14 protein-coding genes and 1 pseudogene are annotated in these 17886 nt (G+C 37.3%); 8 read left to right on the forward strand and 7 right to left on the reverse strand.

Going from position 1 to position 17886, the window contains the following annotated elements:
- Window positions 1-520: 520 nt before the first annotated feature.
- From HX124_RS06020 to HX124_RS06040, 5 genes are all read left to right on the forward strand, one after another.
- Entirely contained in the window at window positions 521-1450 is a 930-nt protein-coding gene (locus HX124_RS06020; protein ID WP_286382580.1) for an MlaA family lipoprotein, read from the forward strand.
- 145 nt (window positions 1451-1595) lie between these two features.
- Window positions 1596-2564, forward strand: a complete 969-nt coding sequence (gene gigA / locus HX124_RS06025; protein WP_286382582.1) for an RsbU family protein phosphatase GigA — start codon at window positions 1596-1598, stop codon at window positions 2562-2564.
- 113 nt (window positions 2565-2677) lie between these two features.
- Window positions 2678-3208: an anti-anti-sigma factor GigB gene (gigB, locus tag HX124_RS06030; protein ID WP_107006666.1), complete on the forward strand. Its 531-nt coding sequence runs from the start codon at window positions 2678-2680 to the stop codon at window positions 3206-3208.
- Between the two features lie 31 nt (window positions 3209-3239).
- Window positions 3240-4064, forward strand: a complete 825-nt coding sequence (locus HX124_RS06035; protein ID WP_286382584.1) for a carbon-nitrogen hydrolase family protein — start codon at window positions 3240-3242, stop codon at window positions 4062-4064.
- A 119-nt stretch (window positions 4065-4183) separates the two neighbouring features.
- Window positions 4184-4609: an organic hydroperoxide resistance protein gene (locus HX124_RS06040; protein ID WP_286382586.1), complete on the forward strand. Its 426-nt coding sequence runs from the start codon at window positions 4184-4186 to the stop codon at window positions 4607-4609.
- A 173-nt stretch (window positions 4610-4782) separates the two neighbouring features.
- Here the strand turns inward: HX124_RS06040 and HX124_RS06045 are convergent, their stop codons facing one another.
- The 4 genes from HX124_RS06045 to gspE all read right to left on the reverse strand — a co-directional run bounded on the left by HX124_RS06045 (window position 4783) and on the right by gspE (window position 8643).
- On the reverse strand, window positions 4783-6027 hold the full coding sequence (locus HX124_RS06045) for a PDDEXK-like family protein (protein WP_286382589.1): 1245 nt from the start codon (window positions 6025-6027) through the stop codon (window positions 4783-4785).
- Window positions 6028-6338: 311 nt separating this feature from the next.
- Complete coding sequence (locus HX124_RS06050; protein WP_286382591.1) at window positions 6339-6911, reverse strand: hypothetical protein; 573 nt, start codon at window positions 6909-6911, stop codon at window positions 6339-6341.
- A 20-nt stretch (window positions 6912-6931) separates the two neighbouring features.
- The gene (locus HX124_RS06055; RefSeq protein ID WP_286375854.1) at window positions 6932-7156 is read right to left on the reverse strand and encodes a hypothetical protein; all 225 of its coding nucleotides are present in this window, start codon (window positions 7154-7156) and stop codon (window positions 6932-6934) included.
- Window positions 7156-8643 (reverse strand): type II secretion system ATPase GspE, encoded by a 1488-nt coding sequence (gspE, locus tag HX124_RS06060; RefSeq protein ID WP_286375855.1) that lies wholly within the window; start codon window positions 8641-8643, stop codon window positions 7156-7158. Before gspE ends, HX124_RS06055 begins: the two co-directional genes overlap by 1 nt.
- Before the next feature lie 100 nt (window positions 8644-8743).
- Between gspE and HX124_RS06065 the strand changes: the two genes are divergently transcribed.
- Both HX124_RS06065 and HX124_RS06070 read left to right on the forward strand, forming a co-directional pair.
- Window positions 8744-9565 carry a DUF432 domain-containing protein gene (locus HX124_RS06065; protein ID WP_107006671.1) on the forward strand — a complete coding sequence of 274 codons (822 nt, stop codon included), beginning with the start codon at window positions 8744-8746 and terminating at the stop codon, window positions 9563-9565.
- Between the two features lie 9 nt (window positions 9566-9574).
- Window positions 9575-10516 carry a mechanosensitive ion channel family protein gene (locus tag HX124_RS06070; RefSeq protein WP_286382593.1) on the forward strand — a complete coding sequence of 314 codons (942 nt, stop codon included), beginning with the start codon at window positions 9575-9577 and terminating at the stop codon, window positions 10514-10516.
- A 66-nt stretch (window positions 10517-10582) separates the two neighbouring features.
- Here the strand turns inward: HX124_RS06070 and HX124_RS06075 are convergent.
- Window positions 10583-13291 (reverse strand): annotated as a pseudogene (locus HX124_RS06075) (DUF2339 domain-containing protein).
- A 162-nt stretch (window positions 13292-13453) separates the two neighbouring features.
- Between HX124_RS06075 and polA the strand changes: the two are divergent.
- The gene (gene polA / locus HX124_RS06080; protein WP_286382595.1) at window positions 13454-16213 is read left to right on the forward strand and encodes a DNA polymerase I; all 2760 of its coding nucleotides are present in this window, start codon (window positions 13454-13456) and stop codon (window positions 16211-16213) included.
- Window positions 16214-16443: 230 nt separating this feature from the next.
- Here polA and HX124_RS06085 read toward each other — a convergent pair whose 3' ends face one another.
- Both HX124_RS06085 and proC read right to left on the reverse strand, forming a co-directional pair.
- A complete protein-coding gene (locus tag HX124_RS06085) occupies window positions 16444-17013 on the reverse strand; it encodes a YggT family protein (protein ID WP_107006675.1) in 570 nt (189 codons plus the stop codon).
- A 38-nt stretch (window positions 17014-17051) separates the two neighbouring features.
- The gene (gene proC / locus HX124_RS06090; protein WP_286382597.1) at window positions 17052-17882 is read right to left on the reverse strand and encodes a pyrroline-5-carboxylate reductase; all 831 of its coding nucleotides are present in this window, start codon (window positions 17880-17882) and stop codon (window positions 17052-17054) included.
- Window positions 17883-17886 lie beyond the last annotated feature (4 nt).

Below are 17886 nucleotides of genomic sequence, written 5' to 3' on the forward strand. Positions count from 1 at the left end.
TTTTCTGACAAATATTTCTCAAATAAACTTCGAGTAATTTCTACCATCAATCAATGAAAATAATTTCGATCAATCAACCAGTAAAAATCCACACAAGTTGTTCTTCATAATCTCTTAATGATCTTCTTACTGCTTCGTCAGCAGCAAGCTAGGTCGGCTATATTACTCTCTATCTCTAGAAAGTCAACTAATAATGAAAATTATTTTTAACCCTTCCTTCTAAAACCCAACTCAATCAATTCAACCAAGTTATTGTTTTATCAGAAGTTTTAATCTTCATCACCGCCGATGGATGTGCATTCTACAGCATTTCACATACGACGCAACCCCTTTTTTTAAAGTTTTTTAATTTTATTTATCAAGTGATCTTTTTTTAGTCATTTTAAGTAAGTTTTTTACATTTTTTATCCAAATTTGATTTAATACATGTCAAGGAGCAACTGTTAGAATAAAATAAATGATGAAACTAGTTGTTGCCCCATAAACAATTTTGCTTTTATTGATTTCGTTAAGGACTTATATGCATCGTTTAAAATTTTTATGGCTAAGCATGCTAACCATAGGTTTGACCTCTCATGTATTTGCTGAACAAGATGTAGAGACTACGTCTACCAATACTCTTGATCAAAATACTGAAGTCAGTCAAGTAGCTGCAATAAATGCTGAAGTTGAAGCTACAGGTGCTGAAAGTAAACACCCTCGTCTTGATGCTTTAAAAGAATTAAAAAATATTAAAGTTGAAAATTTGAAGGTAAATGCTAATGCTGCTCAAGCAGATGATGTAAAAGATCCTCTACAACCTTTGAATCGTGAAATTTTTGCATTTAATGATATGTTAGATCGTAATGTTGCTCGTCCTTTAGCTGTACAGTATGTAGCAAAAGTACCTGAAGATGTTCGAGGTTCTTATAGTTCATTTCGTAAAAATTTAAGTGAACCTTGGAATGCTGTGAATCAACTTGCACAAGGTCGTTTTAGTCGTGCAGCTAAAACTTTAGGGCGCTTTACCATTAATACAGTAACTTCTTTAGGTTTAGCAGATCCAGCAAAACGTTTAGGTCTACCTAATGAAGATGAAAGCTTAGGAACAACTTTGGGTTATTATGGTGTTCCAAGTGGTCCTTATTTAATGTTGCCACTTTTTGGACCAAGCACTTTACGTAATTCTTTAGATTATGTTGCTGAAAGTTATGCAAACCCACTGACTTATACAGTAGATAATGCAGATCAGTCAGGTTATATCTGGGGAAATCGCTTCATGGGTGGTATTAATGCCCGTTCACGCTTGTTAGAGTTTGAAGATGCTTTACAAGGTGATAGATATGCTGCGATTCGTGATATTTATTTACAACGTCAAGGTTATAACATCGCTCAGAAAAAAGGTTTAGGTGCTGAAGCAATTTCATTTGTAGATGATGAAAGTACTGAAGAGCCTGATTCAACGCAATAATCGCAATATAATTGAAAATATTTTGTAAAACTTATTTTGTGTTGGCATTACTTTGTGGATGCCTACACTACTTGGCTATCTATTTTACATCGTCTAACATAGATTTAGCTTTATCATTTTAGTTTCAGGATCATTAATTAACTTTATGTATTTCATTCAGCCCACTCGCACAATACCGAATTTAGACCAAGTACTAAATAATCTTCCGAGTCTGCAAATGATCAACATTGAAGATATTAACCTGTATGATCCAACAATTATTGCAATTGCTGATGTACAAGATTATTTACAACATCAGTGGAATTTGCCTACTGTTGTGATAGCGTTTGAAAATGAAGGCACAGCATTATCACAAGCATGGGAGTTAGGTGCTTTAGCGGGCTGGATCTGGACACGCCTACCTGCACATCCTGAACATTCATTATTAAAAATAGATGCGCAATATAAACGTAATCAGGACAGTCGTGACTTACCTTCTGCTGCCGAATTACAAAAAAAATTACTTCCCAATCCTATTGAACTGCAAAATTATAAAGTTGAAACATTATTTAAACCTTCAGCTTATTTATCTGGCGATTGGTATGATTATTGGAAAATAAGCGATAAAGAAATTATTTTTTATTTAGCTGATGTTTCAGGACATGGTGTGACAAGCTCTTTACTCACTTCATGGATGGCAGCATTTCATGGTCGCTCAAAAACGCCAAGAGAATTAATTAAAAAATTGAATGGGATGTTGGTTCAGGAAAATATTGAAAAACATATTACCATGATTGCAGGCGTTCTAAATTTAGAAACACATGTGCTGAAGTGGTCAAGTGCTGGGCATTATCCTCCTCCTATTATTTTTGAGCCTAACCAAGCACCTCGCGTTTTAAATACCAGTAGTTTTCCTCTAGGTTTAACAGAAGACCTCGAAGTTGAAGAGTTTCAATTTATTCTCAATCGACATGCTCGGTTTATTATTTGTTCTGATGGTGCACTTGAACCTTATGATGGCGGATTAAACGAACAGTTCTCACAATTGGTCTATCATTTGCAAAATCAATCATTCCAAGCACCGAATCATGTTGCTGATGATATTGCTATTCTCAGTTTAAGAAGAATGAATTAATCTAATATTCATATACTTAGTTAAATATAGACTATTCTCTAACTCAAGAATACTTGAGTATAAAGTTGCGCTATGTGATAATTTTCCTATCCTTCTCTGCAAATGGCATTTATATGTCAACAGGTCATGTTGAATATGCAAGCTTGAATGGAACGCATATTTTCAAACTTATTGGTGAAGTACGCGCCCAGTCTTGCATAAGCTTAGACAAACTTTTGGCAAGGATCGAACAGCAAGAAAACGTCGTTGGCGCTATTGTTGATTTGACCCAAACCAGCTTTATAGACAGCACAGTTTTAGGTGTATTGGCGAAGTTGGGCTTAAAGCTCAAGCAAGTCCATCACATCCAAGCGGTCATGTTATCTACAAATCCTGATATCACCACTCTAGCCAATAGCATGGGCTTAGGGCAGGTTTTTGTCATCTTAAATTATTGTGGTGACCCAAATGTATGCACACAAGCTTTGTTAGATGACAATATCAATCACAATACAATGCTACATACTGTCTTAGATGCACATAAAACATTAATGAAACTCAATGAAAATAATCAAAATATGTTTGAGCCATTAGTGAAGCAACTTGAGAAACAAAAAGACGATATGCAATGTGTGCTAAATTCTGAGCCTCAACATAACATCTAAGTTTTAAAATAAGTCTAATTAAGGAAAAATCATGACTTTACTTTCTGTTGTTCAAATGAATTCTCAAAATGACATTGAAGCAAATTTCAGTGTGATTGAGTCATTGATCCAACAAAGTAAAGCCAATGGTGCTTCTTTAATTGTATTTCCTGAAAACTTTGTCTGTTTTGCTGCGGGTAAACAGCGTGAAACAGCCGAACGCTTTGAAGAATTTCAACAGCGTTTAGAGCATCTAGCTGCTCAGTATCAAATCTGGATCGTTGCAGGCACATTGCCTTGCCCTTTTCGCCCTGATGGTTCGACGATTTCAGATGGTCGGGTTCGTACAGTAAGCCTGTGTATCAGCCCTGAACGGACTGAAGCACGTTATGACAAAATTCATTTGTTTGATGTGCAAGTCGGTGATTCGGTGGGGGGCTATCAAGAGTCAAAATTCTTTGAACCTGGTACAGATGTAGTTGTGGCGAAAACCCCTTTTGGCAATATCGGCTTGATGGTCTGTTATGACTTGCGTTTTCCTGAACTTGCTTTAACCCTGAGATCGCAAGGTGCCAATATTTTGACTGCGCCTGCGGCTTTTACCTATACCACTGGCGAAATGCATTGGCAGTTGTTGCTTCAAGCACGTGCCATGGACAGTCAATGTCAGGTTTTAGGTGCAGCGCAACAAGGTTGGCATGGCGAAAAACGTCAGACTTGGGGGCATGCAGGTGCAAGCAATAGTCGTGGTCAGATTTTAGAGATCACCAATCAAGAAGGTGCACAGCTTTTGACTGTGCCTTTTGATTTAGCAGAACAAGAAGCCATTCGTGCGTCTATGCCTTTGATGCAACATCGTATTTTAGTGCAATACTGAACATCATTTTTGTATCGCATCTCACTTTCCAATCTCTGATAAATTTACAAAAATACTGCTTATTCTATCCTCACTTTCAGACAGGATAATGGTTCAAATAAAATACACAGGGATTTACCATGTCTTTAGAAAAAGTTGTTTATACCGCACATGCAAAAGCCACAGGCGGTCGTGATGGTCGTGCCACTTCCTCAGATAATATTTTAGATGTAAAACTTGCAGTACCTACAGAAATGGGCGGTGCAGGTGGTGGAACCAATCCTGAACAGCTTTTTGCTGCGGGTTATTCGGCATGTTTTTTAGGGGCGATGAAGTTTGTTGCCAACCGTGATCATTTAAAAATCACGCCTGATGCTTATATTGAGGGTGATGTTGGTATCGGTCCAATCCCAACAGGTTTTGGTATTCAGGTGACTTTAAATATTCATTTGGAAGGTTTGGAACAAGCAGAAGCACAAAAACTGGTGGATGCTGCGCATATTGTTTGCCCTTATTCAAATGCAACACGTAACAATATTGATGTGACGTTGAATGTGATTGTTTGATGGTTTAATCAGACATTAAAGTTGATAGATTTTAAAAAGCCAATTTTTGAAATTGGCTTTTTAATAAATATTTGAAATCTTTTTAAATACTTGATTTTAAATAAAAATATAAAACCATTTCGCATAACGACCATTATGTTAAATAAATATAAGTCTTAATATGACATAGCTGATTAAAGAGTATCCTCTAACTGCTTCATAATGATTGCCTCATATTCAGCTAGTTCAACCATTAGCTTTTTAAAATTCTGAGTAAGAACTCCTTTGATTTCGTCCGTATTACCAGTTTCGAGGAATTTTTCACATTCTTCTGTTGATAGAATTTCCTTAGTGAACGACTGGTGCCATTTCACTTTTAGCTTTTTATTCACAACTTTGAAAAATCTACCATTCTGTTTATATATATCATATAGACGTTGCCTTACATCAGAATCGCCATCACCAATCTTCAAGTCAAAATTCACGCCATTTTTTCTGATATTGAACTCAAAAAGATAGATCATGGATTCTTCTAGCTTTGAATCTTGCGGAAAAAGGTTAGCTGCTTTCAGTCTATCAAGCTCGTTATACAAGAAATTTGGTTGGAATCGCACATACGTTTTATTGCTGTTGAAAGGTCTAATACTTGGCTCATTTTCAACAAGCTCTTTTAATATATTGTTAATTTCAAAAAAATTATCTACGGCGCAGTATTTAAATACCAAATCAAAAGCTGGCTTGTACTTCGAATATAACTTTTTACTTAGGATTTCGATTTCATCATTCTGATTTAGCATAGATTTCAACGTCTTTAGATATTGCTCAAAAACAAACCGTGTCTGGTCTGCTAGGTGTACTTGATCGGGATTCAAAATTTGCGTGAGTAGCTTCACGATATGGTCATAAGTGATTTGAACGTAATTTTCCGTTCCAAAATCACTTAGGTTCTGGTCTTCTAGACTTAGGTAGATATACAACTTGTGCTTATAGTCAGCATATTCGTCTTCAACAATGCGTTTATATTTCTGAAGTTGCGTCCCTCCTTCTCCTGAATAGATCTTATTTTCAATGATCATGCAGAATTTGTTTTGCTTTGATAAGAAAACAAGGTCAATGTTCTTATATTCACGCTTAATTTCTAGATCATCAAAGTGGAGCTGCACAAAATCAAATACGGATAAGCCATTGCTACCGCCTAAGTTTTCATACTGGTTTTCCTTAAAATAGATCTTAAGGAACTCTTTAAATACATAGTCCCCTAAATTATGTGATTCATTAGGTGAAAACATCCAAGCAAGGAAGTTTGAATGTTGAAGCTCTTTATGAGATACCCTGAGTATGTCCATTAAGTTGACTTCTTTATTTGTTAAACTTTGGAGCTTAAAAAAATCATCGTCTAAAATTAGTTCTTTAAGTAAATTTTCAACGTTTTGCTGCATATCCACTTGCCATTCGATTGATTCAGGATAGTAAAATACTCAAATAAACCATAATGTTAAAGTGAGTTATTTTATTCGGTTCTGTGAGATTGATACATTAAGTTTTTCTAAAATTAACATAATACGCCTTATGCGAAATGCAATTTTTTATCTAATATAAATCATTGCTTTACCGTGTAATAAAAAGCCAAATTCAGCTGAGTTGGGCTTTTTATCCATTTTTCACGTTTCACGCCTAATCAATAATCATTGATCCACGACTTTGATTAACTCATGTGAACAATACAAATCCTTCTGATGAATAGAAATATCTACAATTTACAAGGATTAGAAAATTTTTGAATCAGTTTCTCATCCTCATTAGAACCATAAATCAAAATCAGACTCCCCTGATCATCAAAATAAGATTTCCGTTTAAAATCACGATACGGCGCTAGGCTGTAAAGATCAAAATTTTTAAAGATTTTTGAGTTGAGTTTCACAACATCAACACTTTTTTCTGACTTCAACTTCCGAGCAAGAATTTTAAACTTTTCAGTATCTGTGTAAATCAAACAATTGGTTTTAGGGTCAATTGCTACAAACTCATCTGTACCATCATCTTGTTTTTTGTTTTTTCCAATGAACTCTGTCACCTGACACGGATTACCACAGGACGTAGTGACCTTAAAATAGTCTCTGTTTACCTGCTCAATCCAAGGTTCTTTGACGTTCACACTTAACTGATTTTTGTGTCCATTTACTTCCCGAATCACATCGCAATGAAAGCCCGTATCATCATGACACGTTGAATAGACCTTAAACATTTCACTGTTAGCAGAAACATGTTGAATTGATAAAACATTCAAAATGAAAAGAATCAACGTCATTAAGTTATTTTTCATTGCGTTTTCTCATGATGATTTTAAGAACCATGCCCACCAAAACATGAACGTCCTTCTTGATATTTCGATGCTGTACGAAAACACTTTTTATAAGCACTTTCAGCAGTGCCTTTATAACTAACTAAACATTTTCGATAACACTGTTCACGTTCAGGCTCTTCAAACTTAGCTTTTGGCTGTGTGGGAGTACCATGACATCCTAAAAGGGCTAACGATAAAACACTTAAAATAAGGAGCTTTATCATCACTCCGCAGCTTCATTCGTTACACGTAAAACCTCTTCCATCGTAGTTTTACCTGCCAACACCTTACGCAAACCATCATCACGAATCGAACCTGCATCACGACGTGCATATTCCTCAAGCTCATACTCAGCCGCATTGCCATGAATCAAGCGACGCATCTGCTCATCAATCGGGACAATCTCATAAATCGCAGTACGACCTGTAAACCCAGTATGCGAACAATGATCACAGCCCTTTGGCACAGGCAGTTTTAAATCAACTGCATTAGAAACAGGCTTAAAAATGGCTTTCTCAAAATCATCCGCTTCACGCCATGTATGACATTGCGAACAGATTGTTCTCACTAAACGCTGCGCAATCACCCCAATCAAGGAACTCGATAATAAGAAAGGCTCAATCCCCATATCTTTTAAACGTGTCACTGCACCAATTGCTGTATTGGTATGCAACGTAGATAAAACCAAGTGACCTGTTAATGAGGCTTGCACGGCAATTTCTGCGGTTTCAAGATCACGAATCTCACCCACCATCACCACATCGGGGTCTTGACGAAGCATGGCTTTTAAAGCACGTGCAAAAGTCATATCCACTTTGGTATTGACCTGTGTCTGTCCGATCCCTTCAAGCTGATACTCAATCGGATCTTCGGCAGTCAAAATATTTTTAGAACCATCATTTAAGTCAGAAAGTGCAGCATACAGCGTGGTGGTTTTACCCGAACCCGTTGGACCTGTGACCAAAATAATGCCATGTGGGCGATGTACCAACGTTGTTAAGCGTTCATAATCACTTGGCATTAAACCCAAATGCGTCATGTTTAAACGCCCTGCTTGCTTATCCAGCAAACGCATCACCACACGTTCACCATGCGAGGAGGGTAAAGTTGAAACACGGACATCCACTTCACGTCCTGCCAAACGCAAAGAAATACGACCATCTTGCGGAATACGTTTTTCAGCAATATCCAGTTTTGCCATGACTTTGATACGAGAAACCAAAAGTGGTGCAAGTTCACGGCGTGGTTGGACAATTTCACGTAACTGACCATCAACCCGTAAACGTACAGAAAGTTTCTTTTCAAAAGCTTCAATATGAATATCAGATGCACCCACACGAATGGCTTCGGAGAGTAAGGCATTAATTAAACGAACAATCGGTGCATCATCTTCCTGATCCATTAAATCTTCTGTTTCAGGAACTTGATCTGCTAAACTAAGTAAGTCAGGGTGATCTTCCAAACCTGCTGCAACTTGTTGTGACTCACCTGTTTCACCTGCATAACTTGAACTGAGTAAATGATTAAATTCTGTTTCATTACACAGTTGATGATGTGCAGAACGACCAAGGTAACGGCGTGCCTCTTGAATGGCAATCTGTGTAGTATTTTCACGACGGACAATAAAAACTTGATCGCCTTCGTAACGTAATAGCACTCCATGCCGTTTCGCAAAACTATAAGGTATTTGTAATTGTTTAAGGACTTGCATTACAACTTATATTAATGATTAAAATTGTTTTGAGTGTACTCTAAGCGCATGACAGCGTGAAGACTGTTTTTTAAAGAAATGATCAGAGGAATGAAGCCTTTTGTCCATAAAAAATGAACATCTAGAACCCGAACTTCCTGATCTGAAATGGTGGGGAGAGCAAAATTTTGAGCTAAATCAATCCAAAGCATGGCAATTTGGCTCAACAATGATGCGTTTAACACGCGGTCTACAAGAATGGCGTTTGGAATATTATCGTCCTCAATTTCAATATGACTACGAGCAACAATGGAGTTGTATCCACGATGTTCATTTTGCTTTTCCACAGCCTGTGCATGTTGAACGCTATATGTTTAGAGAAACGCATAATCACTTTCAACTGATGCCACGCTTAGCAGATCGTTCCGTGGTGATTCGCCCTGTAGATCCAATTTATATTCCTGCGGGACAACGTGGAACATTGTATATTAGTACACCGCTTTGGGTGGCAGGTTTTGTACAAGCACAAAAAGAACCGTTGTTTGATATTCCTGTAATTTTACCTAAAGACACATGGTTTGGTCCTGATCATCGCAATGGTGAAATGTGTTATGCAACAGCTGTAGATGGACGAACAGAGCTTAATCTTTTACGACCTCGTGCTTTTCGTGCCGTAACCCCGATTGTTTTTCATAATATTAGTAGTCATCAATTACGTTTTGATCGTATGAATGTACCTGTTCCTGCACTACCTTTATTTTATAGTGAAAGTACAGGACGACTTTGGACATCACAAATTAAAGTCATTTATGAAGGCGATGACCGCCCTGCTCGTGTCAAAATTGAAAGTCGTACGCCACCTTTGGCAGGTGAAGTAAGTTATGTTCATCCACCACGTTCGCCAGGTGGTGCGCTATTTAATATGTTTGATTCATTCTTCTAAGAGGTCAGCATGGCAGAAACGAATATCCCTAAAGACATTGCTGATAATCTAAAAGGTATTTTCACCAATATTAATACTGACCGACTCAGTGAAATTGTGGTTGCAATTGTGCTGTGTTTTGTGGGTTTTTTATTAGCACGAATCATTTCAAATACCTTTATTCGAACCATTGGTACCAAGTTTAATGCGCATCAACGCTTGGTATGGCGACGAGGGATTTTTTATTTTATTTTCATGATTTTTGTGATGGCGAGTTTAAAAGAAGCGGGCTTTAAACTCAGTGTTTTTTTAGGCGCAGCAGGGATTTTGACCGTTGCTTTGGGTTTTGCCTCACAAACTTCAGCCTCAAATTTAATTAGTGGTTTATTCTTGATTGGTGAGGGTTCATTTGAAATTGGCGATACCATCCAGATTACATTAATTCGTGGGCATACCATTGAAGGTGAAGTGATTTCTATTGATTTACTTTCTGTCAAACTGCTGACTTGGGATAATGTTTATGTACGCTTACCCAATGAACAACTCATTCGTGCGCCTGTACATAATTTATCAAAGTTTCCGATACGACGAATTCTCATTACTTTAGCCATTAATTTTCATGAAGACATCAACAAAGTACGTGAAGTATTACTTGATCTTGCTGATGATTATCCTTTGATTTTAGCTGACCCTAAACCGCGTTTAAGCGTCACCTCTTTTGGTGAATCTTCAATTGAGTTGCATTATGCATTATGGTGTAAACAAAATAATTATATGCAAGTTAAAGATGAAATCCATGAACAAATTCGCAATCGTTTTGTTGAAAATCAGATTGAAATTCCTGTGCCTAAAATTGGTTTTGTAGATCGCCCATTTACCCAACATAGCGCATTAGTCAATGAAGATGATGTTGATGCCTATACAAATGCACAAGAATTAAAAATGCAAAAAAATCAAGATAAGTATTTATAAACACGCACAATTTTACTTAAAAAATGTAATCGGAAAAACCCTCTAAAATTTAGAGGGTTTTTATTTTTAATGATTTAATGCTTTTGTTTCAGGAATCGGTGCAATATAAGCAATGATAAGCATGACAAAACCTGCGCCCAAGAAAGAAATAACACGTGTTAATGTACCAATATGTGAGAGGTCAAGTAAGACTAATTTTAAAGTCACAAGCATTAAAATACTTCCGCCTAAAATCCATAAAGAGCGCATATTTTTCTTTGTTGCATAACTCATGGTAATAAAAGCCAAACCCACCCAAAGCAAAGTAAAACTCAATTGAATTGTCGAGTTTTGCCAAATCTCAAGCGTATTATATGGTGTAGACAAATAGACATGTAATGCCCGCAAAATCACATAACTACTCAACCAAAGTAAACTTAATACCGATAACACAGCAACAATTCCACGATCCATCCCCTGTTTAAGTTGTAAGCTCAACATCCAAATAAAACCAAATAAAATCGCAATACTGATCAAGTCAAAAGGATTTAACACAGGAAGTAGATAAAACTGAAAAGGTTGTTGTGAAAATAATTGTGAACATACAATCCAGATAAGGATCAAAGCTAAACTACTTCGTGTTTGCCAAAACATCGTCCAATTCAAATTTTCTTTTTGGCTAAAACACCATGCACAGAATGCTAAAGGTAGGATCACCACACTGATATAAGGCAGAGCAGGCAAAATACTCAAACTCATCAAGCTTAAGCTCAACAAAGTTCCCAAACTCACCCATTCTTTTTCAAGCTTTAAGCCTACAGAAGGACGCAGCCATAACCATGTCAACAGCGCACCACTAAAGAAAATGCCTGCTTGTTCAATCGTATTTAACCAAAGGATACTGCCGTTTTCACTACGATGAATGACGAAGAATAATGCAAAAATATAAAGTGGGATCACCCCAATCCATTTTGGAATCAGCCATGACCATGATGCTTTACGCCATAACATCACGCTATTTAAAATGACATATAAGCCACTCATCAATATTAAGGTGAAAATATACTGAGATGATCCTTCAAGATAATCCACCCATAAAAATAATTGCATAGCGGTTGCTGACAGCAACAACATACTCAAAAAAGTAATACTGCTATAGGTTAATTGTTGTTGAAACTTTTCATGTGCATTGGCAAGTAAAACTACAGCAAAATAGCTGATACTAAGCACCCAATACATCAAACTTGGAAAATGTGCAGATTCAAATAAATAATATAAGCTCGACAAGCCTGCAACCAGTAATAACGCACTTGCCAGATAACGACTCACTGTAGATTTTTGATATAAAGCAAATACAAAAATCAGTACACCTTCCACCGCCCACCCCATCACACTCCATTCATCTTGTAAAAGAAGTGGCGGAATTAATGTGATAAAAATCAACATTAAACTAAAATAACTTTGCGAAATAATTTTGACGGTTTGATTGCGCTTCGCCAATAGATACAGCACTGCAAATAACACCGCAAATGCTAGACTCAGACTGGCTTGCCATACTGTTTTTTCAAAATAAATCAAATATAAAAAAGTATAAGCAACCAATGGCGCACCAAAAATGAGGGCGATGTCTAAAGCAGGTTTTAACTGAAATTGTTGTACATCTTTTTGTGCGATCAGCTGACTAAAACGGAAACCTAACCAAATAAAAATGGCAGTATGTGCAAGCACCAAAAATGCCAAAGCATCATGTTGCTGCGTTTGCCCATGAATAAAGGCATAGCTTCCTGCAACAATGACAGTCATTAAAAATGCGATTTGATTGAGAATTTTCCACGGACGTAAAGTTGTTAAAATGGCAACACAGAAATTAATGACCTAATAATATGCAACAAATTCTACTGCTGTTGCCGCCCGCACAGGCAAAGTAAAAGGTGCTGCGGCGGCAATGACCATTGCCATTAAAGCCAATTCAATACTCTGCTGTTTTAAACTTAAAGTCAGCGTGAGTGCCATGACCACAGCAAAACAGATACTCGCAACATAAATATTCGGAATGACATGATTGTAATAAGCAAAAAATAGCGTTAAAAATAGTCCTGCTAAACCTAAGCCTTCGAGTGCTAAAGCAAAACTTCTATTTTTATTCTGTAGAAAAACACCAATCCCTGTAAGCACAAAGCTTAGTATTGCAACGATTGCCAATTTTAAAGATAAACTGACCTGCCAATGTTCCGTTGCAAAACGCAGTAATAAAATAATCCCAATGACCAATACAACAGTTGCGGCTTTTAAGACAGGATTGCCTTGAAAAATCCATTGTTTCATTTGCTGTATTAAACTCATGTCAGGATGAGTTTCAGATAACGGTTGGGTCGAATTTGAAATAACCGCAGTACTGTTTTCTGGTGTGATAGATTGTTGCTGCACATGGTTCAGTTTTTCTTGTAATTGCTGTACAGAGCGCTCTAAACGTCTTAGCCACCTTAGAAAAAAGAAAATCCAACAGGTTAAACCCAAGCCTATCAGCCAACCCCATTGCAGGCTCATACCCACAACCGCAAGCAATGACGAAATATAAAGCGGTACTTTTGAGGTAAACTGTAAAGTCAGATGTTGTTGCGCTGAAATATCAATCAAAGGCTTTTGCAAAGCATCGACATAATGCATCACGCTCATCACAAATGCCAAACCGCAGACATAGGTCAATACTTCAATCTTTAAAAACCATGCTGAAACCGCAACAATCGTTAAGACCATTAACCAAATAATACGAATCTCACTCTGCCCTTTGAGCATATTTCTCTGTCTCTATCCTGAGTATTTGGATGATACAACAGTCAAACGCTGAGTTCTGATGAATTCATCAGATATTCGGTAACTATCGTTCTACATCATGATGCTATGCTCCTTTCCAAAATCACGTACAATACTGCTATTAATTGAATTAGGAATTTTGCAATGCCACCATTTGTTTTGGTCGATGGGTCATACTTTTTATTTCGTGCCTTTCATGCACTACCACCATTAACCACCTCAACAGGTTTACAAACCAATGCAATTCGTGGTGCAATTTCTGCAATTCAAAAGTTAATGCGCCGTGTTCAACCTACGCATATGGCAGTGATTTTCGATACACCTGAACCTACTTTTCGTCATCAACTTTCACCGATTTATAAAGGTGATCGTCCAAGTATGCCTGACGAACTTGCTCAACAAATTCCTTATTTACATGCTTTAATTCGTGCACTAGGTATTCCACTTCACATGCTACCTGGTGCAGAAGCGGATGATATTATTGGTACTTTAGCCAAACGTGCTGAAGCTGCGGGTCATCAAGTCCTGATCTCAACAGGCGATAAAGACATGGCACAGTTGGTCACTGAAAAAGTGACGCTTGAAGATAGCTTTAAAGATAAACCCATGAATATTGAAGGGGTCATTGAAAAATTTGGTGTACGTCCAGATCAAATCATTGATTATTTAACCTTGATGGGCGATGCCTCAGACGGAATTAAAGGTGTCCCTGGTGTGGGTGCAAAAACAGCAGCCAAGCTTTTAAATGAATATGGCAATTTGCAAAACATTATTGCCAATGCTGACAATATTAAAGGTAAAGTTGGTTTAAATATTAAAGAAAACCAAGATGGTATTAAGCTTGATCACCAACTTGCAAGTATTATTATCGACCTTGATATGGGTTTGACCTATGATGACTTGAAACTGACCGACCCAAATGTTGAGGAATTACGCAACCTTTATACTGAGTTAGAATTCCGTAATCAATTACAATCTTTAGATCATCCAAATAATCCAAACAGTGCTGCGTATAAACAGACTTCAAAACAAATCGAAAAAACTGCACAAAATACTGAAAACAATAATGATCAAGCCATTTCAAGTAGTGTTGATGATCAACTCGGACAAGCAACTTACCACACTATTTTAACTCAAGCGGATTGGGAGCAGTTTTTCAAGCGCTTAAGCACAGAAAAACGTTTTGCCATTGATACTGAAACCACCAGTTTAGATTATCGTGTTGCAGAAATGGTTGGTTTTTCAGTCGCTTTTGATGCGAAAGATGCCTATTACATTCCACTTGCACATGATTATGAAGGTGCGCCTGAACAACTAAATCGTGATGTAATTCTTCAACACATTAAACCGATTTTAGAAGATGTAACTGTTGAAAAAATTGGACATCATTTAAAATATGATGCGCATATTTTTGAAAATCATGGTATCCATTTGCAAGGTTGGTATTTTGATACCATGTTGGCATCTTATGTCCTAAACTCAGTGGCGACTCGTCACGGTATGGATGATGTTGCACGTGTTTATTTAAGCCACTTGACCACAAGCTTCGAACAAATTGCAGGCAAAGGCGTAAAACAAAAAACCTTTAATCAAATTGAGCTTGAAACTGCGGCGCATTATGCTGCCGAAGATGCACATGTGACCTATCGTTTATACGAAGTACTCAATCGTAAGCTAAAAGAAATCCCTGAACTATCAGGTATTTTGCACAATATTGAAATGCCTGTTGCTCGCGTTCTGACATCAATGGAAGAAAATGGCATTGCGTTAAATCTGGCATTTTTAGACCAACTCAGTGTAGATTTTGCTGAAACCATTCAAAACCTTGAAAACCAAATTATTGAAATTGCAGGCGAATCTTTTAATGTCGGCTCACCAAAGCAAGTGGGTGAAGTCTTATTTGAAAAATTAGGCTTAAAAGGTGGTAAGAAAACAGCTACAGGTCAATACAGTACGTCTGAAGCAATTTTAGAAAAAATTGATCATCCTATTACCTCATTAATTATTGAATATCGTGGTTTAACCAAACTCAAAAGTACTTATACCGAAGGTTTATCTAAACAAGCCAATAATGAAACGCATCGTGTACACACCAGTTATCATCAAGCATTAACGGCTACAGGTCGCTTATCTTCGACCGATCCAAACTTACAAAATATTCCTGTTCGTGAAGAGATTGGACGTCAAATTCGTAAAGCATTTATTGCGCCTCAAGGTCGCGTATTACTTGCAGCCGATTATTCACAAATTGAACTGCGTTTAATGGCACATTTTTCCCAAGATGAAGCTTTAGTTCATGCTTTTAATCATGGGCAAGATGTACACCGTCGTACGGCATCAGAAGTTTTGGGTGTTGCGCTTGAAGATGTCACCAATGATCAACGTCGCCAAGCCAAAGCGGTTAACTTCGGTCTGCTCTATGGTATGTCTGAATTTGGTTTGATTCGTCAACTTGGCTTTACCCGTGAAGAATCACAAAACTATATCAAACAATATTTCCATCGCTATCCTGGCATTTATGAATATATGCAGCGAACTCGTCAAGTGGCTTCAGAACAAGGTTTTGTCGAAACCATTACAGGTCGTCGTCTTTACACACCTGATATTGATGCACGAAATATGATGGTGCGTAAAGCGGCTGAACGTGCAGCAATCAATGCGCCACTACAAGGTTCTGCCGCTGAAATCATTAAAATGGCAATGATTGAAGTTGATAAAATCTTACCGAAAGATCAAGCCAAACTTCTACTCCAAGTTCACGATGAATTGGTCTTTGAAGTCGATGAAGCGATTGCTGATGAATTAGCAAAACAGATTCAGGACGTCATGCAAAAAGTGTGTACCTTATCTGTGCCTTTGTTAGTTGAAGTCGGCAAAGGCAACAATTGGGATGAAGCGCATTAAACTTGAAATAAGTTCCCTCTCCTCTCAGGAGAGGGTTAGGGAGAGGTGAGCTGTAAAAATAAGAAGCTATGCCTAGTGAAGCCTCTTTTCCACTAGCCCCCAATGAAGTTCAATAGAACACCACATTTGAATACTTGAATAGTCATCATCCTCAATTCACTTCATAAATCTTCAGTAATAAAAAAGGACTCAATCGAGTCCTTTTTTATTTTTTATTTTTAATCAATAAATTACAAACCTGTTAATAAAACCTTTGCAACTTCATTCATTAAAATTTCAGCAATATACAACGCAAGGAATGCCAAAATCGGAGAAAGATCAATCATTCCCATATTTGGCATGATTTTACGAAATGGTGCTAATAATGGCTCAGCGAGTTCTTGGATCACTTCAATATAAGGTGAACGAGATTGGGTAAACATCACCACCCAACTTAAAATAATCGTTGCAAAAATTAAATAACGACAGAAGCGAATCAAATCCTGAATCATGGTGACAAAAGTCAAAATCAATAAATGTACTGGGCTATTTGGCATAGCACCTTGTAAATACATGATTCCAAAAATTTTCAATAAATACAGAACAATCAACAACGCTAAAGCTGCAGTATTGACTCGTCCTTTGGCAATTGTCGGGAAAATACGACTAAAAATATCAACAATTTTAGTCGCTTTTACTGTAGAAAGAACCACAGGATTATATGGACTCACCATTGCCAATTGCATTAAAAAACGAAAGAATACCAGCAAAATTGCGACGTTAATAATAATGCCAAAAATCTGCGCAGAATTTGCACCCATATTGGAATATTCCTAAATAAAATCAATAATTAAATCAATTATTTCGTACTATCACTTAATTCTTGTGCTAATTCTTGACTACGTTTTTGAGCAGCAGCAAGCGCAGTTTGAATATTTTGTGAAATTTGTGCACGATCAAAAACTTCTAATGCAGCCTGAGTTGTTCCATTCGGAGAAGTCACATTTTTGCGTAACTCCGAAGGACTATTTGCACTGGTAATTGCCATTTGTGCAGCACCCAAAGCTGTTTGTAATGTCAAAGCTGTTGCGACTTTTTCATCCAAGCCCATATTTTTGCCTGCACGAATCATACTTTCCATCATATAGAAAAAGTATGCAGGACCAGAACCAGAAACAGCAGTAACAGCATCAATTTGTGCTTCAGTATTGACCCAAATGGTTAAGCCTGTCGCTGCTAAAACTTGACTGGCTAATTCACGATCTGCACGAGCAACATTGTCATTCGCAAACAAACCATGTGCGCCTGTTTGTACCAATGCAGGTGTATTTGGCATCACACGAACAATACGATCTGTTCCTGTTAAAAGCGCAATCGTCTCAATTTCAGCACCAGCGACAATTGAAACCACCAACTTATTGTCAAATAAACCATGCAATGGCTTTAATAAAGCACCTAAGACTTGAGGTTTTACAGCAAGAACAACGACATCTGCTGTTTCAATTGCTGCAATATTATCATCAGTTACATGTACATCTTTCTCTTGTAATAACTCACGGATTTTTTCTACGGGGTCAGAAACTATAATCCGTGTTGCAGGCAGTCCACGGGTAATCAAGCCACCAATTAGGGCTTGAGCCATATTTCCACCACCAATGAAAGTAATATTACAATTTAAAGCTGCACTCATGAAT

Origin of the sequence: Acinetobacter sp. 226-1, from assembly GCF_030329325.1 — a bacterium.
Lineage (GTDB): Bacteria > Pseudomonadota > Gammaproteobacteria > Pseudomonadales > Moraxellaceae > Acinetobacter > Acinetobacter sichuanensis.